Consider the following 23,884-nt stretch of genomic DNA (forward strand, 5'->3'; position numbering starts at 1 on the left):
AAAAGGAGAAATTAACATGTCCAAAAACAATAAATCACCATTCAAGTTAATAGTTATCGTAACGCTACTTATCATTGGAATTATTGCGGCTCTTGTAATCATTACAAACCAAGATAATGACAATGACGGAAAATCTTTGGATAACACCCCATCCATCGAAGGGCAACCCGTTCTTGGCGAAGAGGATGCACCAGTTACAATTGTAGAGTTCGGGGACTTTAAATGTCCTGCTTGCAAAGCATGGGGGGAAAATATTTACCCTCAACTTATCAATGATTATGTAGATTCCGGAAAAGTTAAATTCGCTTATATTAATGTTCTTTTTCATGGCGAAGAGTCCGCATTAGGAGCAGCTGCTGCTGAAGCAATCAGAAAACAGAACCCAGATGAATATTGGGAGTTTCATAAAAAGCTTTTCGATGCACAGCCTTCAGCAAATCACGATGGATTATGGATTACAACAGATAAGGTGATGGAAGTGGCTAGTGAACTACCTGATATAGATATGGAACAATTTAAAACTGATCTGAAAAGCCAGGAAATTATAGATGCTGTAACACATGATAATGATCTTACCGAAGAGTTTAAAATCAGTCAGACTCCAACCATCATGGTGAATGATAAAGTGTTGGCTGACCCATTTGACTATGATAAAATCCAATCGTTAATTGAGTCTGAGCTTGAAGGTGATGAATAATGAAAAAGGTCGAAGAGGCATCTGGCCAGATCTATCTATATTTGGCTTGGGTAGTTGCCACAGTCGCTACGCTAGGAAGCCTGTATTTCAGTGAAATACGAGGCTTTATACCATGTGAATTATGCTGGTACCAGCGGATTCTGATGTATCCAATGGCCCTTATCCTTGGGATTTCAACCTTCCAGAATGATAGCTCCGGCAAGAAATTTGCTCTGCCGATGGCCGTAATAGGTTGGTGCATTTCGCTGTATCACTATTTAATTCAAAAGGTTCCTGGATTTGCGGAGATTAAACCGTGTGTCAATGGCGTTCCCTGTAATGCACAATATATTAATTGGTTTGGATTCGTTACGATACCATTCCTTGCATTAACTGCCTTTTCATTAATTATTCTTTTACTCGCTCTATTGAGTATGAAACAAAGGAAACAAAAATAAAGGAAGACTAAGAAAGACACTTGCAGCATTTTGGCAAGTGTCTTTTTCAATGTAACTAGTTCTCATTCACAATCTTTACATGCTCGATGACTTCCTCAAAAGGCACATCTAAACCGTCATAACTCTTGATAATAACTCCCTCCTGGTTAATGAGATAGAAGCTCGTACCATGTACAACTTCTCCTCCCCCTTTAGGCTTGGCTACTATTGTTTTAAAATTCTTCTGTCCAAACGCTTCTATTTCTTGTTGTGTGTAGCCCGTAACAAAATTCCAATTCGAATAATTGATATCAAAACGGCTGCCAAACTCTTTCAGCACTTCTGGAGTATCTACCTCAGGATCTACTGAAAACGAGAGATATTGGACATCCAAGCCTTCTTCTTCTGTTTTCTTTTGCAGTTTAGACATATTTGCTGTCATCGGGGAACAAACTGTCGTGCAGCTTGTAAAGATAAAAGATGCAATAGTAACATTCCCTTTTATGTCTTCTAAACTGTACTCTTTTTCGTCCTGATTGACAGCGGAGAACTCCTCTAGTTTCCAATTTGTCTGGTCCGGAATCTTTCCACTACCAAAACCACATGAAGAAAGAATTAATAAAAGGACGCTAAGCATTCCTAAAAAAGTAGATTTGTTTCGCAATCTGTTTCATCCTTTACTGTAAAATAAGTAACAACAACGGAATCGTATCATGCTCCGAAGAAGAAAGAAAGATTACCTAAACTTTGTTCATAGAAATTTCTTGAATAGCGAAATATATTCAAAAATTCATTGCTCTCAGTCTTTATAAATATTAAAATATGAGTATATGTGCATATATAAAGGTGGTCTTTATTATGATTTATGATGCTTTAGTAATTGGAGCTGGCCAAGCAGGCTTATCCATGGGTTATTATTTAAAGAAGACTTCGCTATCCTTTTTACTCCTAGATGAACATTCTCGAATCGGGGAATCCTGGAGAAAAAGATACGATTCCCTTGTGCTATTTACCCCAAAGTCGTACAGCTCTTTACCCGGCATGGGAGTAGAAGGATGTCCCAGCCAATTTCCTACAAAAGAGGAAATTTCCATGTATCTAGAGAGTTATGCTGCCCACTACCAGCTTCCAATCCAGCTAAACACTCAAGTGAAAAAACTAACGAAAGAAATGGAGCTTTTTGTTGTGGAGACCAATGGTTCTACACTTAGGGCAAGAAACGTTATAGTATGCACTGGGCCTTTCCATACTCCCAGTATTCCTACCATTGCTAAAACACTATCCACTACCATAAACCAGATGCATTCCTCTGAATATCGTAACCCCTCCCAATTGGCATCAGGTTCTGTGTTGGTAGTAGGTGGAGGAAATTCAGGTGCACAAATTGCAATAGAAATTGCAAACCAAGGCTATGACACATACCTTTCTGTAAGTAAAAGTCTAACTCACTTACCCTTAACCATTGCGAATAAAAGCATCTTTTGGTGGCTAGATCGCACCAAAATTCTTCGAGCAGATAAAAATACGCTAGTTGGAAAAGCCTTTCGAAAAAGAGGCGATGTCATTTTTGGTACAGAGTTAAATGATGCAGTTGCAGAAGGGAAAATCACTATTAAGAAAAGAAGCGTTGGGGCAACTGATCAAACCATTCTCTTTGCTGATCAAACTACCCTTAATCCAGATAATATTATATGGGCTACAGGATATACCCCGGATTATTCCTGGATAGATATGCCTAACATTATCCAAGAAAAAGAGTGGCCGTTACATGAAAGGGGAGTTACAAGTATTAAGGGGCTTTTCTTCCTAGGAATGCCTTGGCAGTCCCAACGCGGTTCCGCTTTGTTACTTGGTGTTGGAAGTGATGCCGGTTTTATTCATCAAAAAATATTAGAAAATAACTAATCCTTCAATTTTTTCTCATCTCTTATTACATAACAATAATTTCCGATTCTATGTATTTCCCAGTACAATCATATATAATAAAGGTATTAACTTGAAGGAGTTTATGTTATGAATAAGAGCAACATTGAATTAGATTCAGAAACATTGAACATGGTTTCTCAGACATTCAAGGCACTATCGGACCCTACAAGACTGAGAATCCTTCACCTGCTTTTTGATGGAGAGTTTTCGGTTAACGATATCGCAGAGAACTTAGGCCTCTTGCAGTCCACAGTATCACACCAACTCCGCTTACTGAAGAGTCTGCGATTGGTGAAATTCCGCAGAGAAGGAACAACTATTTATTACTCGCATGATGATCAACATGTCATTGACATATTGCAGCAGACCATACAACATACCAAACATAGTTAATTTGGAGTGTGTAACTCCATAAAAAATAAACGCTCCCAATTCGAGCGTTTATTTTTTATGAATCAGTTGCAAAGATCCCCTTCACAATTCTCTCCAATCAAATCAATTTGAATGGTAGTGTGCTCAAGATGGTAATTATGGTGTAAAAGTGTTTGTGCTGTTTTTAAAATATCCTGCTGATTCACGTCTACATCGATAACGATGTGACAACTTAATGCAGGGAATTCGGATGTGATGGACCAAACGTGCAGGTCGTGCACATCTCTTACTCCCGTAATCTGGAGCAACGACTCTTTAATCTCCTTCACATTTATATTGCTTGGTGCCCCCTCCATCAGAATGTGAAAGGAATCTTTTGTTACGCGATACCCACTAATTATTATTAGAACTGCTACTATTACGCTTGCAATCGGATCAGCCAAATTCCATCCAAAAACCATGATGAGTAAAGCCGCCGTTATAGCCCCCACTGATCCAAGGAGATCCCCCAGTACATGTAGGAAGGCACTCCTGACATTCAAGTTTTCGTCCTTATCTCCGCTCATTAGAATATATGCAGCTATAATATTCACAAGTAATCCTAACACAGAGATAATTAGCATCCCGCCACTGATCACTTCAGGAGGGCTTTGAATTCTTTTGTAGGCCTCCCAGAATATATAAACGGAAATGCCTATTAATGTGACACCATTTATGAAAGCAGCAAGGATTTCGAACCGTTTATATCCAAATGTTTTCGAAAGTGTTGCCTGCTTTTCTCCAAATGTTAACGCCAAATAACTTAATCCTAAGGCAACAGCATCACTTAGCATGTGTCCTGCATCGGATAATAAGGCCAAACTGTTGGTCAGTATTCCCCCAATCACTTCCACGATCATATAGGTGGCAATAATGATGAACGAAAGTTTCAGAGCTTTTTTATTCTTACTGCCATGATGATGATGTCCATGGTCATGGCTGTGACTATGATGAGCTCCCATCAAGAATCATCCCTTCTTTATATGTATATATGTTCATATATACATTATTACAATCTTATTTGTTAACATCAATACATTTTTTATTATTTTTCCACAATAATATGAAAAGTAATACTTAAAATAATTCCCGTCAATAAAAAGAAGTATGCCTGTTTTCTGGACAACCGGTTCCAGTAAGAAAGAATGAATTCGTGTAAGGAAGTAAAAAAGATAAGACTGCCAGTCATAGCAATTAATACACTTTGAACTCGGTCTGTTATGGAAAAAAAAATTCCTAATGACATAAAGCTAATAAAAAGAAGAGCAAAAGGTACATAGTACAGGAGGGATTTCCAAGATGCTTCTCCTTTTGATAAAAGTGCTAGGGTAATTGCAAACCCTTCTGGAATATGGTGAATTCCGGACAGTATCGTAAGCGATGTGAAAATTTCAGTTTTATGAATGATAGCCCAAAGAGTAAGGCTGAAAGGAATGGTATGTAAAATCATTGCCAGAAAAATAAGCAATACAGAATGATTTGCTTTCTCGAAAGAGTGCAGGAAAAAATGGAGTGTTATAAATAAAGACAGCCCAATCATACTGCCAACTGCTAAACTTTCTATATCTCTCTCATTCATAGCTAGTGGAATTATCTCTATACAGACTACTCCAATTAATAATGCACCACATAGTAGAAAGATACCGTAAACAGATCGTTGGAACAGATAAAAAATTCCTATCGCACTACCTCCCCCGACTCCTAAACAAACCAATAAGAACATTCCAATTGTCCATTGCTCCATGAGTGCCATCCTTTACTAAATTAGTAGTTTATTCACCTTCAAATTGTCCTATTCGGTTTCAAAAATATTTATTTCTTTATTATTTTATATGGTTGACAATATGAACATATGCACATATTATGAAATTAAAGTTGGCCTAAGGAAACTTTATGAGCTTATACCAATTTATTAGCGTGAGGTGAAACCTAAATAGTAATAAATTAGAAATTATCTTTAAATTTTCTATTAAAAGGATAGTCCCTATAGGCATTCAATGTAGTTATTTATCATAAAAGTTGCATATAGGCAATTTTTTAAGAGGAGGTAAAGTATGGATAAGGAAAAGGAAGAACAGCAAAAAATATCTCGTCGTGATATTTTGAAGATTGGATCAGTTGGAGCCGTAGGACTTGCAGGGAGTTATTTTTTAAACAAGGTTGCTCCATATACAGGAACAGCCAACGCTTCTTCTCACAATAATCACAAGAAGAACAATGGTCATGCCAATCATGCGAACATGACGGATAATTCCAAAACGAGCGGTTATAAGATGGCTGAGCGATTGCTCACTGAATTTGATTATGGAAAAGTGAGTACCCTGCCTAATGGTCAAACTCTCAGAACATACGAAGTCGTTGCAATTGATAAAGAAATCGAAATCGCTAAGGGGATCAAGTTTCCTGGATGGACGTACAATGGAACCATTCCAGGACCAACCTTCCGGTGTACAGAAGGTGATATGCTGCGATTCAACTTTATTAACCAAGGCAGCCATCCACACTCCATTCACTTTCATGGCATCCACCCACCTGAAATGGATGGAATAGAACCAATCTATCCAGGTCAATCTTTCACGTATGAATTTGAAGCGAAACCTTACGGACTACAAGTCTATCATTGCCATGTACTCCCTTTGGCTCGTCATATTCATAAAGGACTTTATGGGAATTTTATCATTGATCCTAAGACACCTAGAAAACCAGCGAAAGAGCTTAACATGGTCATGAACGCTTATGACTTGGACTTAGACGGAGCGAACGAATTCTACACTGTGAACGGCTATGCGTTTGCATTTATGAATCATCCAATAAAGATAAAAAAAGATGAACTCGTCCGAATTTATTTGAGCAATCTAACGGAATTTGATTTATTGAACTCGTTCCATCTTCATGCTAACTATTTTACGTATTATCCAACTGGAAGAGACGACAACCCCTCCCAGTTCACCGATACGATTATGCAATGTCAAGGTGAACGTGGAATCGTTGAAGTCCGTTTCCCATACAAAGGGAAATATATGTTCCATGCTCATGTCAGTGAATTCGCTGAACTGGGTTGGATGGGATTCTTTGAGGTCGAGTAAAAGGAGGGATGAAGATGAAGATTAAATGGTTGATTGCTGGACTTATCCCATTGATTTTGTTAGTCGGCGTACTTGGTTGGGTGTTAAAAAATGGAGCAGGAGTTGAACAAGATCCTGCTGCTCCAATTGAAGTATTAAACATTGAGAGAATAAAAGTAACAGTCTCTGGGTTCGAGCTTAACGTGAGCAACACGGGACCTGAAACATTAAAGATTTCACAGGTTATGGTGGATGATTCGGTTTGGGATTTCACTGTCTCTCCTAGTCAAACACTTGAACGATTTGATGATGGTAATATTGTGATCAACTACCCATGGGTAAAAGGAGATCCCCATCTGATAAAACTGATTACGGAAAATGGCATCATCACAGAAGGTGAGGTTCCTGTTGCAAATTTAACACCAATGCCCACTTGGGAAAACTTTTTGAATTACGGTTTTATAGGATTTTATGTAGGAATTGTACCTATCACACTAGGATTGTTATGGTATCCGTTCATGAAACGCTTTAAGCGTAAATGGATCAATGCAATTTTAGCATTAACAGTTGGCTTATTGCTCTTTTTATTCGTAGGAACTTTAGCTGATGGGTTTGAGATAGGAGCTGAAGCACCTTCTGTATTTCAAGGAAACATGGTGGTCATCATCGGAGCAGTTCTTACATTCCTCCTACTGATTGGTTTCGATCAGTATCAACAAAAGAAGCTGGAGTCCAAAGGATATTCTCCTTATGCCATTGCCTTACTCATGGCAACAGGGATAGGACTCCATAACTTCGGTGAAGGTCTGGCCATCGGATCTTCTTTTGCCCTAGGGGAAGCAGCACTCGGAACCTTTTTAATTATCGGATTCACATTGCATAACATCACAGAAGGAATCGGAATCGCAGCACCGTTACTAAAATCGAAACCACGATTTAGGGACTTCGTTCTCTTAGGATTAATCGCAGGTGCACCAGCTATATTGGGTACTTGGTTTGGGGGCTTTGTCTTCTCACCAATCTGGGGAGCGTTATTCTTAGGAATTGGAGCAGGTGCTATCCTGCAAGTCATCTTTGTTATCACAAAGATGCTTATCGAAGACCATAAAAAGTTCAAAGAACCTTCTGTCTCTTGGTTAAATCTTTCTGCATTCTCTGCTGGTATGCTTATCATGTACTTTACCGCATTTTTCGTAAAATTTTAAGGAGGGATAGCTATGTTAGGACCTGGAAGCTGGGTATTAGTGGGAGCAGCTGCTCTTATTATCTTCGGACCGAAAAAACTTCCCGAATTAGGTAAAGCTGTTGGAACAACGCTTAGAGAATTTAAGAAGTCAACACAAGGCCTCATGGATGAGGATGAAAAAAACCTCAACGCGATACCGACTCATAAAAGTACTGACACTCATAGAAAACAAAGGAGCCACCTGTCTTAATCAAGGTGGCTCCTCTAGTTTTTGTACCTTGGTAAATTTTATTTAGATATACTTTCTATGCACGTTCTTACCGTCATAAGTAAAAGTACGTTCTTCTTCTCAATAACCGACTCCATATAGGGGTACCACCAACAGTTTGACATAAAACCCACGCTAAGCAAATTTCGACATAAAATAAGCCGATGATTCCCTACGCTAAGGAATCATCGGCTTATTAAACTATTCTAGTCGTTTTATTATCTGTATAAATCCAGACATATTTCCATTTGGTTATTCATGATAATCAATCCAAACATGCTGGTACTTGCCAATTTTAGGGTTCCTTTGTGGTAACTCCTCAGTTTTTTTTATTGAAATGGTAGTTAGCCCCTGTGTTGCAAGTTAATATAATAGGGCTTCATAAGCTGCACTCTGTATTAGTGACAGGATATGACCAATGCTATATTTACTTTAATGTCCCACTAGCAAACACAAAGAATAAAAAGGCCAAAAATAGCAGACTTTGAAGCTGGTGCAACTGGGTAGACAAGCAATTACTTTTATCCAATAGTTAGTTGGTTAAGGCGGGTTCCATTATTTGTAAATAAGAAAACCAAAAGTCCCAACTGTTAACTAGAGCGACTTTTGAAGATTATTTTTTAATAATTTATTAAACTCAAAAGGGCACTGAAAGTTTCGTTCTCCACCATGATATAGATTCCTAAACCAATAAAGACAATGGGTATAATCCACCTACCGTAATTCTCTAAGGTTTCAGAGACATGTTTAAAAGCTGTCAAACGATATCCAATAAAACACCAAATTGCAACCATAATAAAGAAAGTAATAACCGTTACTGCTAGTTGGTTCATGGTTAAAGTAGAGAAGAAAGGAACATATATTCCAATGTTATCTCCGCCATTAGCAAATGTTATAAATGCTACACTTAAAAAGACACTATTATACTTTCCAGAATTTAAACTTGAAAGAATTGCATTTTCATCCTCATCTTCTCCCTTTATAAACAACATAATCCCTAAATAGATTGGAATTAGTCCAAGTAATCCTACCCATTTCTCTGGAATTAACATAACTCCAAAAGTTCCTAAGAGACTAACTACTACTAACAAGGTAAAACCTAGATATTGTCCAATAATTATATCCTTAGGGGATATATGCTTATTCTCTATCTGGTTACCTTTTAAACCTTCACTCGTTTTCACCTGTGCTTTTGCCTGTGAAAATAGCAGCATCAAAACAAAAATATCATCAATATTGGTAACTATAAATGCCCCTATTGCAGAAATAACGGTCAAAATTAAAGTCAATTACATCAACTCTCTAACTAATTTTTTATTATATTTAGAAGTTATACTATTAATGAGACCATTTTAGAAAAGGAATTTCCATCTGTCTGGAAGAGCCCTTTTTAGCACTTTTCCCTTTATTCTTTCACTCTCATTAGTCGCAAACCATTTAGTGCTACTAGAAGGGTTGCGCCCATATCGGAAAGAATGGCAATCCAGAGCGTTAACCAACCTGGGATAACCAATAGTAAGGCAATAAATTTAATAGCAATTGCAAAAGTAATGTTAGCTTTGATTATATTAAGAGTTTTCCGGCTAAGTTTTACAGTGAATGGAAGTTTTCTTAAATCGTCTCCCATTAGAGCGACGTCTGCAGTTTCTAAGGCTGTGTCTGTACCAGCTCCACCCATTGCAATACCAACTGTTGAGGCCGCCAATGCAGGTGCATCATTGACCCCATCTCCTACCATTGCTACGTTGCCATACTCGGATCTCAACTGTTTAATAAAGTCTAATTTGTCCTGTGGCATTAATTCTGCCTCTATATCAGATACTCCAACCTGCCCTCCGATAGCATTCGCAGTACCTTTGTTATCACCAGTAAGCATAATTGTTTTTTTGATTCCAAGTTGATGTAACTTTTGAATAATTTCCTTACTTGACTCACGAACTTCATCAGCAACTGCAATAACTGCAAGTATTTCTTTTTCGGTTCCAATAATCATGGCTGTCTTACCTTGATTTTGAAGAGTAGTAACATTTTGCTCTAAGTCTTTATCGAAATCATTAGTCAATAATTCCTTAAAGAGTTTCGGGCTACCGATATAATAAGTCGTCCCGTTTACGATACCCTTTATACCCTTTCCTGTGATAGAAGAGAAATCCTCTACCTGTACGTCAGAATTAGTAATGTTTTCTTCTTCTGCTTTTTTCATGATGGCTGAAGCAAGAGGATGCTGAGAACGATACTCCAATGCAGTAATAATGGATAGTAATTCTTTTTCATTTATCTGTTTGTTTAACACATTATAATCAGTTACAGCTGGGACCCCTTTTGTTAATGTTCCTGTTTTATCGAATGCAATAGCCTTTAAAGCGCCCATTTCTTCTAAATACACTCCGCCTTTTACAAGGACCCCTTTTTTCGCAGCATTTCCAATCGCTGAAACAATAGAAATAGGAGTCGATATGACCAAAGCACAAGGACAACCAACAACAAGAACAGCTAATCCTTGATAAACCCATGTTTCCCAACTGCCATCAAAGAATAATGGAGGGACTATAGCAACTAATGCTGCAATGATCATAATGATCGGTGTGTAATATTTTGCGAATTTATCAACAAATGCTTGCGAAGGAGCACGTTCCCCTTGTGCTTCCTCTACAAGATGAATAATTTTAGAAATTGTTGTATCTTCTACAAGTTTCGTTATTTTTACTTCAAGTAATCCTTCTTCATTTAAGGTACCTGCAAATACTTCATTATCAACCGTTTTCTCAACAGGGACTGATTCACCTGTAATAGCTGCTTGGTTAACGGCAGAGTACCCACTTACAACTACACCATCCATCGCAATCTTTTGACCAGGTTTTACAATCATGATATCCCCAACAGCAATATCATCAACATGAATCATTATTTCTTGTCCATTACGTCTAACAAGTGCCTCTTTAGGAGCGATATCCATTAATGAACGAATCGATTGTCTTGCTCTATCCATAGAGAATCGCTCAAGTGCTTCACTGATTGCAAAGAGAATAACAACAATGGCAACTTCTGCCCATTCTCCAATAATAGCACCACCTATAACAGCCACTGTCATAAGGGTTTTCATATCAAATTCAAAACGTAGTAAGTTTTGCAAACCAACTTTAAAAAGTGATAATCCTCCGATAAACATGGATGCTAAAAACAATAAGGTAGTAACAATGTTCTCTTCTCCATTCACATACGAGGAAAGATAACCAAAGGCAATCAATAAGGAAGCATAAAGTAGAGCACTATGCTTCTTATAAAACGGCACTTTATCTTCTTTCGTATCTTCTTTTACCTCTTGTGATGCTTGGCGAGCAGATTTTTCAGGTGTCACTTTGAGATTCTCAAATGCACCTGCTTTTTCTAGTTCTTCTATCGTTGCATTACCATAAACAGCAATTTTAGATGCACCAAAATTTACTTTTGCATCCTCAACTCCAGATAGCTGTTTTACATTTTTTTCGAATTTACCCGCGCAGTTTGCGCAAGTAAAACCTTGTACACGATAGTCCTTCTTTTCTTGTTCAGATGTTATTGCCTTTTGATCAGACATTGACATTCACTTCTTTCTTATGTTCTAGTACAATCGTCATTATTTGTCTAATATGTTCATCGTCTAACGAATAAAACGCTAGTTTTCCTTCTTTTCTATATCTTACAATCCCCTGCTTATGTAGGGTCCTTAAATGATGAGAAGCATTTGCCACCGTAATACCAATAATATTTGCTATATCACACACACATAACTCTTCGTCTTGACACAAAGCATAGGTAATCTTTGCCCTATTTTCATCCGCAATTGCTTTTAACATTTGGGCAACACTAACAATATCGATTGTTTTTAAATCACCTTGTATTCGATTGACCTTTTCCTCGTCATAACAAAAAATTTCACAAGTATCTTTCTTATTCACATTATCACCCCATTAATATTCAAGTGTTCACTTGAATATAGTATATACCTTTCCTTGGTTAATATTCAAGTGAATATTTGAATGAAAAACATAAAATGATTTTTTATAGTAGTAATTCCCATTAACGAACGTTTTAGGGATTAATTTTTACTCCTCCATAATTCAGTAGTTTTTATGTTTTTCATTCCCTAAAAGCTTCCCTTTAACATCTTTCCCTAAATTGACTCCGAATCCGAATTAGGGAATAATTATTTTGAAGGAGTGAATTAAAATGGGGAAAATCTTTGGATATGCTCGTGTTTCTACTCAAAATCAAATTTTAGATCTTCAAATTGATGCTTTAGAAAAAGCAGGAGCAGCTGTTATTTACAAAGAGAAAATAACTGGAACAAGAAACAGAATTATAACGACTTCTAAAGGCTATAAGTAAAGTTGATTCTGTGGTCGTTTATAAGTTGGATTGTATCTCAAGGTCTACAAAACATCTAATTGAATTGGTTGAAACCTTTGAAGAAAAAAAGGTCATTTTCCATACAGGATAATATTGATACTTCAACAGCTATGGGACGTTTTTTCTTCCGAACAATGGCGAGTAATGCTGAACTTGAACGAGATATTATCAGTGAGCGTACAAAATCAGGATTACAATCTGCAAGAATGAGAGGCCGAAATGGGGGGAGACCTTCCAAAGACTCCAAGTTGGTGGAACGTGCTTTAAAACTACATTCATCTAAACAATTTAGCATCAAAGGAATTACGGATATTACGGGTGTTAGTAAATCAGTGTTGTATCGCGAGCTTTGGAAAAAAATTAAACCTTCTGGTTGGATTAGGGGGCTTTTCCTGTGTATCTAAGAGCGAGAGAACTACTTACACTTGATCAAAGAAGGATTTTTTGATAATCCCGTCTACTTTATGGGAATTAGCGTATTACTATACCCTTACTCAAGATGATATTGAGGTAATAAGACGTAGAAGAAGAGATCATAATCGATTGGGATTCGATATTCAAATTTGTCTTTTTCGTTACCCTGGTTGGTCTCTCTCAGATATCAAGAATGTTCCTGATAAGGTGATATACTATGTTGCTAATCAGTTACAAGTAGATGCAAGTGAATTTAAGCGATATTCTGAACGAGAGCAAACAAAACATGAACATATGGAGGAAATACGAAAGTATTATGGTTTTTCTAATTTTTCAGCAAGTCATATCGGATTATTTCACAGGCATTACTCCCCCATGCAATTGAAAATTCAAATGCCCTGTTCCTAATAAGGATGACTTTAGAAGAAATGCGAAAGCGAAAAATCATTCTGCCTGCTATGACAATGATTGAAAGATTAGTATTGATTAGTATGGGATACAAGGCGACGGGCAAAGGAGAAAATATATAATTCACTCTTTAAGGGGTAGTGACAGCTTCGCTGGTACTACCCCTTAAGGAAAGTTCCCGATTTTCCCCTTTTTTAATAGTACAGGGATGGACCATTTCCATTTAATAACGCCTAAAGGAAATAATCCAATGAGTATGATTGCCGGACCGATAAAAATTCGAATCCAAGGAAAGAAATTGGTTAAGGTAGCTTCGATTTCTTTACCGAAAACCCATATTATTATCCCCACTATGGAAAAAGCTAAAACTTTCCCCATAGTAAAAAGCTAAACATCCCCCCATGCTATTTTTTTGTAAAGATTTATTACCATACAACATAAGCGCGCCTAAATTCCCTGTGATTTGACAAGGTACCAGAGAACCTACCACACCTAATATCAATGCAAATAGTATTGGAATCCTTCAAAAGGCATCGCCATATTAAAGAAATGCTGCAGAAAAAAATTACTGAATTTATTAAATATCTCATACATATGAATTATCCTCCTACTTCTCTAATCATAGTTAAAATAATTCATAAAACATTGTATATACTTGATAAATTTATGACATATTACTTGGTAAACTTATTGATCAACATTTAAAATCCAGTGAACCCTCCAAACCAACTAACTAATACAGCAATAATTTTGGTCATTAAATTAAAGTACAATAAGACTCCCATCAAAATCATTATTGAACCTCCCACTTTCATAAATAATGCACTATGCTTTTTAATAAAAGTCATTTTATTAATAAATAAGGTCATTAAAAGAAAAGGAATGGAAAATCCTAATACATAAAAAAACATGTAAATAAATCCTTTCCCTGGATCTGTTACACCTAAGGCGATGACACCAGCAAGGATTGGACCTGAACAAGGCGTCCAACCAGCAGCAAAACCAATGCCAATCAAAACTGTACCTAAATAACCTGTAGGTCTCTTTTGAAATTTAACTTTTTTATCAGAAAGTAGGAAGTTGAAATTTAGAAGCCCTGTAAGGACTAAACCAAAGAACACCATGACGATAGCGCCAAGTTGCCGTAATAAATTTTGATTACCTATAAAAAAAGTACCAATAAATGACGTGGAGAGCCCTAAAGCTAAAAAGATAATTGAAAATCCTACTAAAAATAAAATGGTATGAACAAAAGCTTTCCCACGTAGAATACCTTTTTCATTTTTTAAATCATTTACAGACACTCCAGTAATATAGGAAAGAAAAGCAGGATATAAAGGAAGCGCACATGGTGAAATAAATGATAAGAAACCTGCACCAAATGCTAGAAATAAGTTTAGATGCTCCATTAAAAAAGACCTCCTGAAGTTGTTTATAAAGTTCAAGTATCTACTATCATAATTTCTAAGACAATCTAACAGTATTTAGAAGAAAGTAAGGATAACGTATTTTTAGAACTTGTTTAGGCTTTAGATTAATTAAGCTAACTTTTTTAATTTTACAAATAAAAAAGTCGTTCCTAAACTTAAAAGGAAATCGACTTTTGTTTATAAATCGCTTAACATACAAATTTTTATAAAAATAGTAGCGATATCCCGTTCTTATTCCGAAACTATTTCAACCGTGGGATATCTTAATAATGGCGATAAACAAATTTAGTCTCAAACAGTTATTGAACTTCTTAAGGGTTTGGCTTAATCATTTCCATGAATTCTTTCACTCTTGCCTCTGTTAATTCTCCTGAATGCTTTTTTACTACAATGCCATTTTGGTCAAGTAATATTGTGGTAGGTAATGGAAGAACTCCATAAGCCTGTCTTACTTGATCATTTCTATCCATGGGAATAGGAAATGTCATTCCATGGCGATCTCGAAATTTTTCAACTGCCAGATCTGTTTCCTGTATATTTACTGCAAGGATTTCTACACCTTGCTCTTTGTATACTTGATACTGTTTCTCCATGTAAGGCATCTCACGCTCACAAGGCTTACACCAAGTTCCCCAGAAGTTTAAAAACACCCCTTGCCCTTCATAGTCAGAAAGCATTACTTGGTTGCCCTCTAAGTCTGTTAGAACAAAATTCGGTGCTTTATCTCCAACCTCTACTATTTCACCAGATTGAACAAAATTTATGTACATCGTATATCCTACTGCAATCACCATTACGGCTAAGATAACCGAACGCATAATCAGTCTTTGCTTTTTATTCAATTACATCTCTCTCCTATGGTTGATATTTTAGTATTGAGGCAATTATAGCATTCACTGTATGCCAATCTGAGATAAAAGTGTGAAGGTTTTATGAAAGTGAATCTTCCTAGTAGAGGATATTGCCCACCTTTATAAAGGAATGAGCATAAACGGGGAGAAGAATAAATAACTCTTTACTGAAATGATCGATAAATTGCTAATGATTTTCTGTGTAAATCAAATTAAAAGTATATAGCTGATTTTTCCATTAAACTAGAAACCCAGCTTTTATTTTTTAGATTAATTATAAAAAAGTGTTTATTGAAATTGACTTATACCACCAGTTCAGAATCAATTATTGTAGTTGATTAAATATTTTTATTAGGCTCTGACTTTGTATTTTATACGTTAGTTAATGGGATGCGGTTAAGATTTACACTGACCATTATCTAAAAATCCTCTACATCTATATTTTTTCCAATTTACAATTAGCTCGTATTTCATTCTTTAGATTGATATTCAAGTTGCTTTTCTACTTTATACCACAATCTGGCCCTTTAACGGAACAACTAATTATCACTCAACAGTTCCTTAATCAATCTTTCAATTCATATGTTCTTTTCCTTTTCACTATAAAAACACCCCTTTAGATAATCTAAAGGGGTAAAACGGTACAACTTTTTTATAAACGATATAACTTTATTCAAAACGGTACATCTTTTTTATAAACGGTACGACTTTATTTCAATTCCACAATTAGTTCGGATTTTTTCTATTAAGGCTTATTGAACATTATAGTTATGTCCCAGCTAAACTATAAACAGGTTAGAACTAATATCGTAGCTATAACTCAAAGAATAGGGAATTCCTTATGATACAGATTTATTACCACTACTACTACTAGAACTCGGTGTTGATTTTTCTAATTCATCCCCTGTATATAATAATGTATGTTTAGCTTTAAGCATGTTATTAGCCCATTATCTATGATTATCATCAAATATTATTGTTTTTAATTCATTTGTCTTAAAATAACGTTAGGAATTCTAATATTACAAATTTCGACATTTTCCTTTATAATATTGTTTACAAGGGGATGATATTATGGATCCTATATTAATAGGAAATAAAATTAAAGAACTTCGAATTAAAGTCGGATACTCTCAAGAAGAGTTAGCAGATGGTATTTGTACTCAAGCTCAAATAAGCAAGATTGAAAGAGGAGTTGGATATCCTTTCGCCAATACCCTTTTCTATATATCCAAAAAGCTAGGAGTTGATCCTAACTATTTCTTTGATATTGGAACTACCCCTAACCTAGATTATGTAAAAAAAATAAAAAAACAAATTAATTCTCTTAAGCTATCATTTAAGTATCAAGAGATATTGAAAATAATTAATAGAGAAATAACAAATCCTTTATTTAAAGAAAATAAGATTAACTTACAGTTTCTTTTATGGCATAAAGGTATAGTAGAATTTGAATATTTCAGAGATTATGAGGATGCTGTAGATACCTATGAGCAGGCTTTTCATCTAACTCCTGTAGATAAGATATGGAGTGACCAACAAATTGAAATTGCTCTTAGTCTAGGATCTACACATAATCAAGTGAATGAAATTGATAAAGCCATACGTTTGTACAACCTAATAAGAGAGGAAATAAGGAAAAAACCATTAGTTAAAAGCCCACGTATCTATTTACGGTATTGCTATACCCTTGCAAGGGCTTATACCCGGGTAACCCAGTACCACGAATCCATCAAGCTCTGTAAAGAAGGGATAGATTATTGCATTTCGGAGCAATCGCTAATGGTTTTTGGGGAATTCCATTATCAAATAGGCTATAATTACGAATTAATGGAGGAGTGGCCTGCAGCTTCACAGTACTATAATGAGGCAAGAACAATCTTTCGTCTCAATCGAAATACTAACTATGACAATATCTTAGAAGACAAAATCAAATTGGTTACAGATAAAATGAAAGAGTAGGAAACAATTCCTCTCACTGCAAATTCAGTAAAAAAGAAGCCCCTTCACTTTGGTAGCTTCTTTTATCATACTGCTATTAGTCTTTGTATATGACTGGTTGACTAGCATACTGGAGTAAGTATTCGTCTAATTGATTAAATTTACTGCCATCTATAATTTTTTCCGATATAGAGGGTTAGTTAAAGAATTGGGAAAACTTTTTTGCTTACGGTTTCGTAAGCTTTTATAGAAATCTTGCTCCTTTCTCTCTTTTACTGAGGAAAAAGGTTCAATATACTCCTCTTTAATTATCTTCTTTTGCCATTCTATCTGTCCCATTTTATCACCCTTTACTATTTAATATTTGTATGAACTTATCAGATTTGATACTCAATTCACTTCTTTTTATATCCTGGTTATAGGCATTCTTTTTTAAGTAACCATAGGAGATAACCTCTTTGCCTACAAGCTGCTCATCCCGTAATGAAAAATGTTTGAAGTATTTATCAAAAACCACTAAGGAAAACTTAGAATTATTGTAAGACTCAAAAGCTATAAAATAGACTTTTTCCCGACGTATTACTCTCTCGACTTTTCCATAAACAAAATAAGGTGTTTCTAATAATTCGTTACTCCAATGGAGCGGATATGCCTTGTCGGAATGTAAAATAAGTTTGGAAATCGGAATCTTTGTTCCTTTTACCTGTACAACTATACTAGATAAAATACCTGGATCGTAGGATGTTAAGAGATTAACGATTGCTTTTAAAGAGCCAATACTTTTAGTGGATTCGTTCTCCTGTTTAATCTTTATCTCTGTAGGGTCAATAGGTTTTTTCTCCTTTTCTTCCCGCTCGACTGTCTTAGGTTCATAATCTGGATCTAGTTTATTGAAATTTATTTTTACGATATTCTGCTTTATTCCACCTTTTAGCATTCCTTCCTGATATTCTTTTACCTTATTGATTGACTCAAGGAATGAAAGTGGCCTATAAAATCCACAATTAATATGGTGCTTATTCTCTTCTGATTTACCTGTGGTTTTAAAATGTGGAGCCATATGATCGCTGCCCTTCACAAATATGACTGGTGCTTTGCAGGATTTATCGTAACAGTATAGACTATTTCCATGAATCTCAGAATTAAATTCATCCGCGGTGACTATTTTACCGTTAGATAGTACGGCTGATTGCATTATCTTTATACCTCCATTCTATAAACTTACTTTGTTTGGTGGGAAGGTTAATGAAAGTCTCTTTTTATTTTCATCCCATACAATAAAAGCATCGTAATATTCATCCGTTTTATTTTTCTTCTTAAACCCAGTTAATAATCCACTATTTCCTGTCTCTAGAATCTTAGAAACTATCTTAGAGGTCAGCTCTTTAGTAAGAAAAGTCTTTGGAATACTAAAATCACACCCAGTTACACGAAAGCTAGAGCAACCATAAAAATTGCCTTTGTCAACTACAGGCTCTCCACATGATTTGCAGTTTCCAACTTGTTCATTATTATTAATTTTGGACTCGGAGGTTGATAAAAGGCTTTTTTCAATTTCCCATGATGGTGCCTTATCTTGCAATTCCTGAATTAGCTGAGTTACCAGCTCATTCACACGGTTAATAAAAGGTTCGTGTTTCCTTTTTCCTGTACCGATTTCTTCAAGGTATCTTTCCATATTCCCTGTAGTGATAGGTGATGATATCCAACAACCTTCTCCTAGTACTTCTATTAACTGTCTACCTTTAGGGGTTAAATAGATTTGGTTATCGTTTATATCGATATAGGATTTTGCAATAATTTGCTTTATTATGGATGCTCTGGTAGCAACGGTCCCTAGACTTAGTTCTTTTGTAGAGTAATCTCCTCGGGCATCTTTTTCTACAGTTCTTCCTGCTTGTTCCATAACTTTTACTATTTGCCCCTGAGTATATCTTGGGGGTGCCATCGTTTTTCCCTCAATTGTTTCTAAACTATCAATCTTAACTACGTCCCCTACTGCTAAAGTAGGAATGAATTCATCTGTTTCTTTGTTATTTACAGCCGGATTACTTAGCTTTAATACTGATCTCCAACCAGGCTCCACTAATTGTTTACCTTTTGTAACGAAAGTGAATTGTTCATCAATTAAAGTAACAATAGATGTACGATTGTATATAGCAGGGGGATGGTGAGCAGCAATAAAACGTAAGGCTATCATTTGATAAATACGCTGTTCATCTGAAGTTAATGACATTATATCTGGTGTCTCTATTGTAGGAATAATTGCATAGTGATCGTCGACATTCTTCCCATCCACGAAACGTTTATTACTACTAATGTCAGGTATTGGTGTTGGAAAATATGTTGAAAACGAAGTTATCTGACCGAGAGCGGCAAGAATATCGGGGAATTCTAAGGCTTCATTTTCTGATACTACCCTTGGTTGAGCTCTTGGATAACTAATCGCACCTTTTATATATAAGTCTTGAGCAAGATCAAGAACCTTATCAGGAGCATATTTATATAATGTATTTGCCTCTTCTTGAAGTGCAGTAAGATTGTAGAACTGAGGAGGAGGTACTTCTTGTTGATTAATTTCTACCTTGTGTACACGTGCTTCCTTAGAAGTACAATAAATTTTCAATGACTCCGCTTTTTCTTTATCCATAATATTTTCCATACTATCAATACACCACTTACCCTGGTATGCTTTTTCACCGGCAGAAAAAGAGCCTTTAATGTTCCAGAATGGAGTGCTTTTAAAGTTCGAATTTTCATTTTCACGTTTATAAATGATTGATAATAAACTTGTTTGTACTCTTCCTATACTGTATAGAGAGTCCCCAACAAGTTTTTCTTTCATTAGAATACTTACACATCTACTTAAATTTATGCCGATAATCCAATCACTTTTTTGTCTGGTTTGTGCTTCTATAAAAAGATTATGATGATACTTGTCATCCTTTAATTCTTGAAAAGCCTTTAAAACTGCAGGTTTTGTCAGAGAAGAACACCAAAGACGTTTAACGGGTTTTTTATTGTTAACATACATGAGTATTTCAGTGACTATCAGCTGGCCTTCTCGCTCGATATCTCCACCATGAATGATGAAATTAATTTTGGGATTGTTGATCCACTTTTTTATATTGCTGAATATGCTGCTCTTTTGTTTATCAACCTGAAACTTGAATTGATCCGGAATAATCGGCAAATGATCAAGTTGCCAGTTGCGATAACTAGCTGAATATTTATCGGCGTCTACAAGTTGTAATACATGACCTAAACACCATACCGCTATAGCACCAGAAGGCAAATACTTGTTGGGAGATACCTCTATATGCGTTTTACAATCCTTCATAGGGAAGGCGGAACACACTTTACGGGCCTGGGCAGGCTTTTCAAAGATAATTAGTGGGCATTTCTGTTGATTGCTTATAATAATACATTCCTTTCTTATGCAGCGCTTATGATTCCAAGACCTTTCTGAATTGCGCCACTTGCTCCGAAACCATTTACATATTCTATTGGTTTCCCACTCTTCTTGCAAAGCTCCTTCACGATATCCATGGATACATGACCACAAGCTCCTAACAATACGACTACAACGTCTGCTTTCTTGATAATGCTACGAAATTCTTTCTTATTTCCTCCATTACGGGTTTTACCAGAGTGAAATAACACCTCGCAACCCATTTTCTTCCCCACTTGTTTATAAGTACTTTCTTGACTCCCACCAAAAATAGCAATTTTCTTTTTCATCGTTAATCTCTCCTTTTTAAATAATACATTTTGTATTACTTTAAATAATACAACAGGAGCATCAACTTTGTAAATTGTTTTTGTATTTTTCTGATATTAATTATGTTACCTCGGTACTTATCCAACCTTCACTTATACTCTTTACGACAGCACCAACACGACTGTTTACATTTAATTTCTTCTGGATGCTTGTGGAATAATTATGAACAGTAGGCTCTGAAACAAATAATGCTTTTGCAATTTCTTTATTTGTTAAATCTAAAGCCATAGCTTCTAATATCTCCCACTCTTTATGAGTAAGTAAATCCGTTGGTCTTAAAGATTGTGTGTTTTTTACTTGATGTTTCTCTCGTTCAAACAATTTGGATAATATGTGACGATTAACCCTCTGGTCTACATATACTTCTCCTTTCATAACAAATGATATAGCATCTAACAATGTTGTTAATTGATTATTTTTTAGTAGAATCCCTTTCACTCCAAGAAAGAAGCAATCTAGGATATATACTTCTTCATTCTTATCCGACAACAGTAATAGGTTATGTGAAATCTTTGCTAAGCTTTCTATTACTTTCATTTCCTTTGCCACATCTATACTAGGTGGTTCAACAATTAATATACTTGAATTAGATATCCACTCTATATTGTTTTTCCAAGTTGAAATACTGAATACATTTATCTCATTACATTCAGGGAAATGTATTTGCAAAAGAGTTTTTAAACCCTCTCCTTGATACCTTTCCATCACTAGACTTATTTTCAAAACCTACTCCTTCCTAACAGAAAAATCCCTCTATACAGACATACCTAAAAAGGCGTCTAATATAGAGGGATCTCCCTTGTTATATAATTATGGTCAATTTAAAAAGCTCTATATATATTATAGAGCTTCTACTTGGCATAAAACAATATAAATTAACCTAAATTTATCAATTTTGAATCTTTAAGCATCGCATATTTACCAATTCCATCTTGATTTACATACCAACACATAACAGAAGCAATAGGTCCCGCTGCACCGTGATCATGTAATGGTACAGGAGAAGAATATTGTCTTGTTGATTCTATAGTTTTATTTAAAGCTATGATTTTTTTTGTAGATTTATCAATTACCCAACATCCAAAAGTTTGATCAGGAGAAACATACCAAAAAGCATCTGACCTATCTACTTTTCTTACCGGTTGAAATGGATATCCTTCATCATTTATTACATTAGAATAGGAGGCGTGTTGCATATGTTTAGACCAGGAGTAGTCCAATGATTCATTAGTACTTTTAGACAAAACCTTCTTTTCACAGGATAAGAAAACCGAAGGTTTTGCTACCTCAATGTTTTTCCAATATCCGCACTGATCGGTTAAACCATCGTACATCATGCAGTCTGTTTGGCATGTCTGTATTTTTTTCTTTGGATTATTAACTACTAGTTTTAACACACGGCACCTCCTAAAATCCAATTTATGTGGACATAAATACGACTGGTATAATCGTGGAGAGAGTTGCAACTAAAATCGAACCTACCAGAAGACGCCTACTCCACCTATGATAATCTGGATGTCTTATTAGTTTATGGTTGAATCTGAACAATAGGCTTGTTAAGAGCATACCGACTGCTATAAATACCCCTGTAGCGGTCAAAAAACTCATAATATCTTTTATAAGAGTGGGTACGCCCATTACTGTAGTGGAATAGAATAATATAGGCCCTCCTCTTAATAAGAGAATTACTACTAATGATGAAAGCATTATTCCAGCCGACCATTTCATCCACTGACCATTCTTAAATAATAATGACATAGCATAGCCAATTACTGCAACAATAAATATTATTGTAATTATATTCATTCCTACTTCATACACCGTAGGGAGCGAACTATCAAGTGAAGTCATCATATTATGAAAGAAACCAGATGAATCAGTTGGTGTTATGGGAGCGTTTGGATCCCTTGGATTAGGCAATATATTACTTACAGCATATATATTATGTTGCATAAATAATGTCTGAAAGCCACATAAAGCCATGAAACTAAAGACTATCTTCCTCATTTGGCAGCTGCCTTATAGACATTCTTTACTTTTTCTTTTCTTACTTCCCAGACCATCTTTCCATTAACAACAGGTACTTTAGCATAAAGTGAGTGTTGTTTCATACTCTTTTCATCTGCTATATCTGTAATGGCAGACCAATTTTCTGCAACCTTAGCATTCGGTTTGCCTTTTTGTAGAGTTATTCCAAACTCTTTAGCGTTAATGTTTATACCAAAGATAATATTTCTTAACTTCTTTCTAGAACCTTTGAACTCCACAAATTCAATATACTTATGAAATTGAGACAGGCTTTGGTACGAACGATAAACAGCTGCTAGAACATCATGTACCCTTTCGCCAAACTCCAGGTTGAGTTTTACTTGAATATCATTGTCTTTAAAAGTGCCATCTTGTTTGACTTGAATTGTTACAGTAACACCTTTTCGAACTTTTTGAATGAATGGACTTAACCAACTAAGGTAAGTATATTCTAAATAATCTAGTACATTTTCATAATAATCTTCTGTAGGTACTATATCCGGGCTGCCATAACTTTCAATAGTTACCTGTTTCTCGCGTTCATTATACTTTAGTTCTATTACTTCTACCGCCAATGACTCTTCTTTCAGGTTATCAATATAGTCTATTATACTATTCACTTGTAAAAACATGGTTTTACCCCTTTCCATATCCCTATTCTAAATTTTATTTT

Annotated in this window: 24 protein-coding genes and 2 pseudogenes; 10 read left to right on the forward strand and 16 right to left on the reverse strand. The window is 35.6% G+C overall.

Annotated elements, in window-relative coordinates; translation table 11 throughout:
- The first annotated feature begins 16 nt into the window (after positions 1 to 16).
- Entirely contained in the window at positions 17 to 697 is a 681-nt protein-coding gene (locus tag K7887_RS22300; protein WP_223493993.1) for a DsbA family protein, read from the forward strand.
- The gene (locus K7887_RS22305) at positions 697 to 1,134 is read left to right on the forward strand and encodes a disulfide oxidoreductase (protein ID WP_223493994.1); all 438 of its coding nucleotides are present in this window, start codon (positions 697 to 699) and stop codon (positions 1,132 to 1,134) included. Before K7887_RS22300 ends, K7887_RS22305 begins: the two co-directional genes overlap by 1 nt.
- A 55-nt stretch (positions 1,135 to 1,189) precedes the next feature.
- Here the strand turns inward: K7887_RS22305 and K7887_RS22310 are convergent, their stop codons facing one another.
- Positions 1,190 to 1,750, reverse strand: a complete 561-nt coding sequence (locus K7887_RS22310) for an SCO family protein (protein WP_223494046.1) — start codon at positions 1,748 to 1,750, stop codon at positions 1,190 to 1,192.
- 221 nt (positions 1,751 to 1,971) lie between these two features.
- Between K7887_RS22310 and K7887_RS22315 the strand changes: the two genes are divergently transcribed.
- Together K7887_RS22315 and K7887_RS22320 are read left to right on the forward strand one after the other, a co-directional pair.
- Positions 1,972 to 3,018 carry a flavin-containing monooxygenase gene (locus K7887_RS22315; protein WP_223493995.1) on the forward strand — a complete coding sequence of 349 codons (1,047 nt, stop codon included), beginning with the start codon at positions 1,972 to 1,974 and terminating at the stop codon, positions 3,016 to 3,018.
- 108 nt (positions 3,019 to 3,126) lie between these two features.
- On the forward strand, positions 3,127 to 3,432 hold the full coding sequence (locus K7887_RS22320; protein ID WP_223493996.1) for an ArsR/SmtB family transcription factor: 306 nt from the start codon (positions 3,127 to 3,129) through the stop codon (positions 3,430 to 3,432).
- Positions 3,433 to 3,494: 62 nt separating this feature from the next.
- On the opposite strand, the gene K7887_RS22325 is transcribed toward K7887_RS22320, so the two are convergent.
- A complete protein-coding gene (locus K7887_RS22325) occupies positions 3,495 to 4,412 on the reverse strand; it encodes a cation diffusion facilitator family transporter (protein ID WP_223493997.1) in 918 nt (305 codons plus the stop codon).
- Between the two features lie 83 nt (positions 4,413 to 4,495).
- On the reverse strand, positions 4,496 to 5,194 hold the full coding sequence (locus K7887_RS22330) for a ZIP family metal transporter (RefSeq protein ID WP_223493998.1): 699 nt from the start codon (positions 5,192 to 5,194) through the stop codon (positions 4,496 to 4,498).
- A 310-nt stretch (positions 5,195 to 5,504) separates the two neighbouring features.
- Here K7887_RS22330 and K7887_RS22335 point away from each other — a divergent pair, with 310 nt between their 5' ends.
- Genes K7887_RS22335 through K7887_RS22345 form a run of 3 tightly spaced genes read left to right on the forward strand, consistent with a single transcriptional unit; the run spans position 5,505 to position 7,951 of the window.
- Positions 5,505 to 6,536, forward strand: a complete 1,032-nt coding sequence (locus K7887_RS22335) for a multicopper oxidase domain-containing protein (RefSeq protein ID WP_223493999.1) — start codon at positions 5,505 to 5,507, stop codon at positions 6,534 to 6,536.
- A gap of 14 nt (positions 6,537 to 6,550) precedes the next feature.
- Complete coding sequence (locus tag K7887_RS22340) at positions 6,551 to 7,720, forward strand: ZIP family metal transporter (protein WP_223494000.1); 1,170 nt, start codon at positions 6,551 to 6,553, stop codon at positions 7,718 to 7,720.
- A gap of 12 nt (positions 7,721 to 7,732) precedes the next feature.
- The gene (locus tag K7887_RS22345; protein ID WP_223494001.1) at positions 7,733 to 7,951 is read left to right on the forward strand and encodes a twin-arginine translocase TatA/TatE family subunit; all 219 of its coding nucleotides are present in this window, start codon (positions 7,733 to 7,735) and stop codon (positions 7,949 to 7,951) included.
- Positions 7,952 to 8,589: 638 nt separating this feature from the next.
- On the opposite strand, the gene K7887_RS22350 is transcribed toward K7887_RS22345, so the two are convergent.
- The 3 genes from K7887_RS22350 to cadC all read right to left on the reverse strand — a co-directional run bounded on the left by K7887_RS22350 (position 8,590) and on the right by cadC (position 11,907).
- Positions 8,590 to 9,258: a CadD family cadmium resistance transporter gene (locus K7887_RS22350; RefSeq protein ID WP_223494002.1), complete on the reverse strand. Its 669-nt coding sequence runs from the start codon at positions 9,256 to 9,258 to the stop codon at positions 8,590 to 8,592.
- 116 nt (positions 9,259 to 9,374) lie between these two features.
- On the reverse strand, positions 9,375 to 11,546 hold the full coding sequence (locus tag K7887_RS22355; RefSeq protein WP_223494003.1) for a heavy metal translocating P-type ATPase: 2,172 nt from the start codon (positions 11,544 to 11,546) through the stop codon (positions 9,375 to 9,377).
- Entirely contained in the window at positions 11,539 to 11,907 is a 369-nt protein-coding gene (gene cadC / locus K7887_RS22360) for a Cd(II)-sensing metalloregulatory transcriptional repressor CadC (protein WP_223494004.1), read from the reverse strand. Before cadC ends, K7887_RS22355 begins: the two co-directional genes overlap by 8 nt.
- A gap of 271 nt (positions 11,908 to 12,178) precedes the next feature.
- On the opposite strand from cadC, the pseudogene K7887_RS22365 reads away from it, so the two are divergent.
- Both K7887_RS22365 and K7887_RS22370 read left to right on the forward strand, forming a co-directional pair.
- Positions 12,179 to 12,762: pseudogene (locus K7887_RS22365) on the forward strand (recombinase family protein).
- Positions 12,753 to 13,315, forward strand: a pseudogene (locus K7887_RS22370) (DUF4158 domain-containing protein); the annotation flags it as partial. The pseudogenes K7887_RS22365 and K7887_RS22370, both read left to right, overlap by 10 nt.
- A 30-nt stretch (positions 13,316 to 13,345) precedes the next feature.
- On the opposite strand, the gene K7887_RS23100 reads toward K7887_RS22370, so the two are convergent.
- The 3 genes from K7887_RS23100 to resA all read right to left on the reverse strand — a co-directional run bounded on the left by K7887_RS23100 (position 13,346) and on the right by resA (position 15,452).
- Positions 13,346 to 13,558: a cytochrome C biogenesis protein gene (locus K7887_RS23100; RefSeq protein ID WP_223494005.1), complete on the reverse strand. Its 213-nt coding sequence runs from the start codon at positions 13,556 to 13,558 to the stop codon at positions 13,346 to 13,348.
- Between the two features lie 323 nt (positions 13,559 to 13,881).
- Positions 13,882 to 14,589, reverse strand: a complete 708-nt coding sequence (locus K7887_RS22380) for a cytochrome c biogenesis CcdA family protein (RefSeq protein WP_223494006.1) — start codon at positions 14,587 to 14,589, stop codon at positions 13,882 to 13,884.
- Positions 14,590 to 14,921: 332 nt separating this feature from the next.
- On the reverse strand, positions 14,922 to 15,452 hold the full coding sequence (gene resA / locus K7887_RS22385) for a thiol-disulfide oxidoreductase ResA (protein ID WP_168865160.1): 531 nt from the start codon (positions 15,450 to 15,452) through the stop codon (positions 14,922 to 14,924).
- Positions 15,453 to 16,535: 1,083 nt separating this feature from the next.
- Between resA and K7887_RS22390 the strand changes: the two genes are divergently transcribed.
- Complete coding sequence (locus tag K7887_RS22390; protein ID WP_223494007.1) at positions 16,536 to 17,423, forward strand: helix-turn-helix domain-containing protein; 888 nt, start codon at positions 16,536 to 16,538, stop codon at positions 17,421 to 17,423.
- Between the two features lie 322 nt (positions 17,424 to 17,745).
- Here the strand turns inward: K7887_RS22390 and K7887_RS22395 are convergent, their stop codons facing one another.
- The 7 genes from K7887_RS22395 to K7887_RS22425 all read right to left on the reverse strand — a co-directional run bounded on the left by K7887_RS22395 (position 17,746) and on the right by K7887_RS22425 (position 23,843).
- Entirely contained in the window at positions 17,746 to 18,597 is an 852-nt protein-coding gene (locus tag K7887_RS22395) for a hypothetical protein (protein ID WP_223494008.1), read from the reverse strand.
- Positions 18,598 to 18,615: 18 nt separating this feature from the next.
- Complete coding sequence (locus K7887_RS22400; protein ID WP_223494009.1) at positions 18,616 to 20,931, reverse strand: type IA DNA topoisomerase; 2,316 nt, start codon at positions 20,929 to 20,931, stop codon at positions 18,616 to 18,618.
- Positions 20,838 to 21,143: a DUF2325 domain-containing protein gene (locus K7887_RS22405; protein WP_223494010.1), complete on the reverse strand. Its 306-nt coding sequence runs from the start codon at positions 21,141 to 21,143 to the stop codon at positions 20,838 to 20,840. Before K7887_RS22405 ends, K7887_RS22400 begins: the two co-directional genes overlap by 94 nt.
- Positions 21,144 to 21,243: 100 nt before the next feature.
- Complete coding sequence (locus K7887_RS22410; protein ID WP_223494011.1) at positions 21,244 to 21,906, reverse strand: response regulator transcription factor; 663 nt, start codon at positions 21,904 to 21,906, stop codon at positions 21,244 to 21,246.
- 152 nt (positions 21,907 to 22,058) lie between these two features.
- Entirely contained in the window at positions 22,059 to 22,580 is a 522-nt protein-coding gene (locus K7887_RS22415) for a hypothetical protein (RefSeq protein ID WP_223494012.1), read from the reverse strand.
- A gap of 22 nt (positions 22,581 to 22,602) precedes the next feature.
- Complete coding sequence (locus tag K7887_RS22420) at positions 22,603 to 23,190, reverse strand: hypothetical protein (RefSeq protein WP_223494013.1); 588 nt, start codon at positions 23,188 to 23,190, stop codon at positions 22,603 to 22,605.
- On the reverse strand, positions 23,187 to 23,843 hold the full coding sequence (locus K7887_RS22425) for a hypothetical protein (RefSeq protein ID WP_223494014.1): 657 nt from the start codon (positions 23,841 to 23,843) through the stop codon (positions 23,187 to 23,189). Before K7887_RS22425 ends, K7887_RS22420 begins: the two co-directional genes overlap by 4 nt.
- Positions 23,844 to 23,884: the final 41 nt, after the last annotated feature.

Origin of the sequence: Sutcliffiella horikoshii, from assembly GCF_019931755.1 — a bacterium.
Taxonomy (GTDB): domain Bacteria; phylum Bacillota; class Bacilli; order Bacillales; family Bacillaceae_I; genus Sutcliffiella_A; species Sutcliffiella_A horikoshii_E.

What these genes read in the sequence shown, in the direction of transcription:
- K7887_RS22300 (WP_223493993.1), top strand. Translation starts at nt 17, where the DNA reads ATGTCCAAAAACAATAAATCACCATTCAAGTTAATAGTTATCGTAACG.
- K7887_RS22305 (WP_223493994.1), top strand. Translation starts at nt 697, where the DNA reads ATGAAAAAGGTCGAAGAGGCATCTGGCCAGATCTATCTATATTTGGCT.
- K7887_RS22310 (WP_223494046.1), bottom strand. Translation starts at nt 1,750, where the DNA reads ATGCTTAGCGTCCTTTTATTAATTCTTTCTTCATGTGGTTTTGGTAGT.
- K7887_RS22315 (WP_223493995.1), top strand. Translation starts at nt 1,972, where the DNA reads ATGATTTATGATGCTTTAGTAATTGGAGCTGGCCAAGCAGGCTTATCC.
- K7887_RS22320 (WP_223493996.1), top strand. Translation starts at nt 3,127, where the DNA reads ATGAATAAGAGCAACATTGAATTAGATTCAGAAACATTGAACATGGTT.
- K7887_RS22325 (WP_223493997.1), bottom strand. Translation starts at nt 4,412, where the DNA reads ATGGGAGCTCATCATAGTCACAGCCATGACCATGGACATCATCATCAT.
- K7887_RS22330 (WP_223493998.1), bottom strand. Translation starts at nt 5,194, where the DNA reads ATGGAGCAATGGACAATTGGAATGTTCTTATTGGTTTGTTTAGGAGTC.
- K7887_RS22335 (WP_223493999.1), top strand. Translation starts at nt 5,505, where the DNA reads ATGGATAAGGAAAAGGAAGAACAGCAAAAAATATCTCGTCGTGATATT.
- K7887_RS22340 (WP_223494000.1), top strand. Translation starts at nt 6,551, where the DNA reads ATGAAGATTAAATGGTTGATTGCTGGACTTATCCCATTGATTTTGTTA.
- K7887_RS22345 (WP_223494001.1), top strand. Translation starts at nt 7,733, where the DNA reads ATGTTAGGACCTGGAAGCTGGGTATTAGTGGGAGCAGCTGCTCTTATT.
- K7887_RS22355 (WP_223494003.1), bottom strand. Translation starts at nt 11,546, where the DNA reads ATGTCTGATCAAAAGGCAATAACATCTGAACAAGAAAAGAAGGACTAT.
- K7887_RS23100 (WP_223494005.1), bottom strand. Translation starts at nt 13,558, where the DNA reads ATGGGGAAAGTTTTAGCTTTTTCCATAGTGGGGATAATAATATGGGTT.
- K7887_RS22380 (WP_223494006.1), bottom strand. Translation starts at nt 14,589, where the DNA reads ATGGAGCATCTAAACTTATTTCTAGCATTTGGTGCAGGTTTCTTATCA.
- K7887_RS22390 (WP_223494007.1), top strand. Translation starts at nt 16,536, where the DNA reads ATGGATCCTATATTAATAGGAAATAAAATTAAAGAACTTCGAATTAAA.
- K7887_RS22395 (WP_223494008.1), bottom strand. Translation starts at nt 18,597, where the DNA reads ATGCAATCAGCCGTACTATCTAACGGTAAAATAGTCACCGCGGATGAA.
- K7887_RS22405 (WP_223494010.1), bottom strand. Translation starts at nt 21,143, where the DNA reads ATGAAAAAGAAAATTGCTATTTTTGGTGGGAGTCAAGAAAGTACTTAT.
- K7887_RS22420 (WP_223494013.1), bottom strand. Translation starts at nt 23,190, where the DNA reads ATGAGGAAGATAGTCTTTAGTTTCATGGCTTTATGTGGCTTTCAGACA.
- K7887_RS22425 (WP_223494014.1), bottom strand. Translation starts at nt 23,843, where the DNA reads ATGTTTTTACAAGTGAATAGTATAATAGACTATATTGATAACCTGAAA.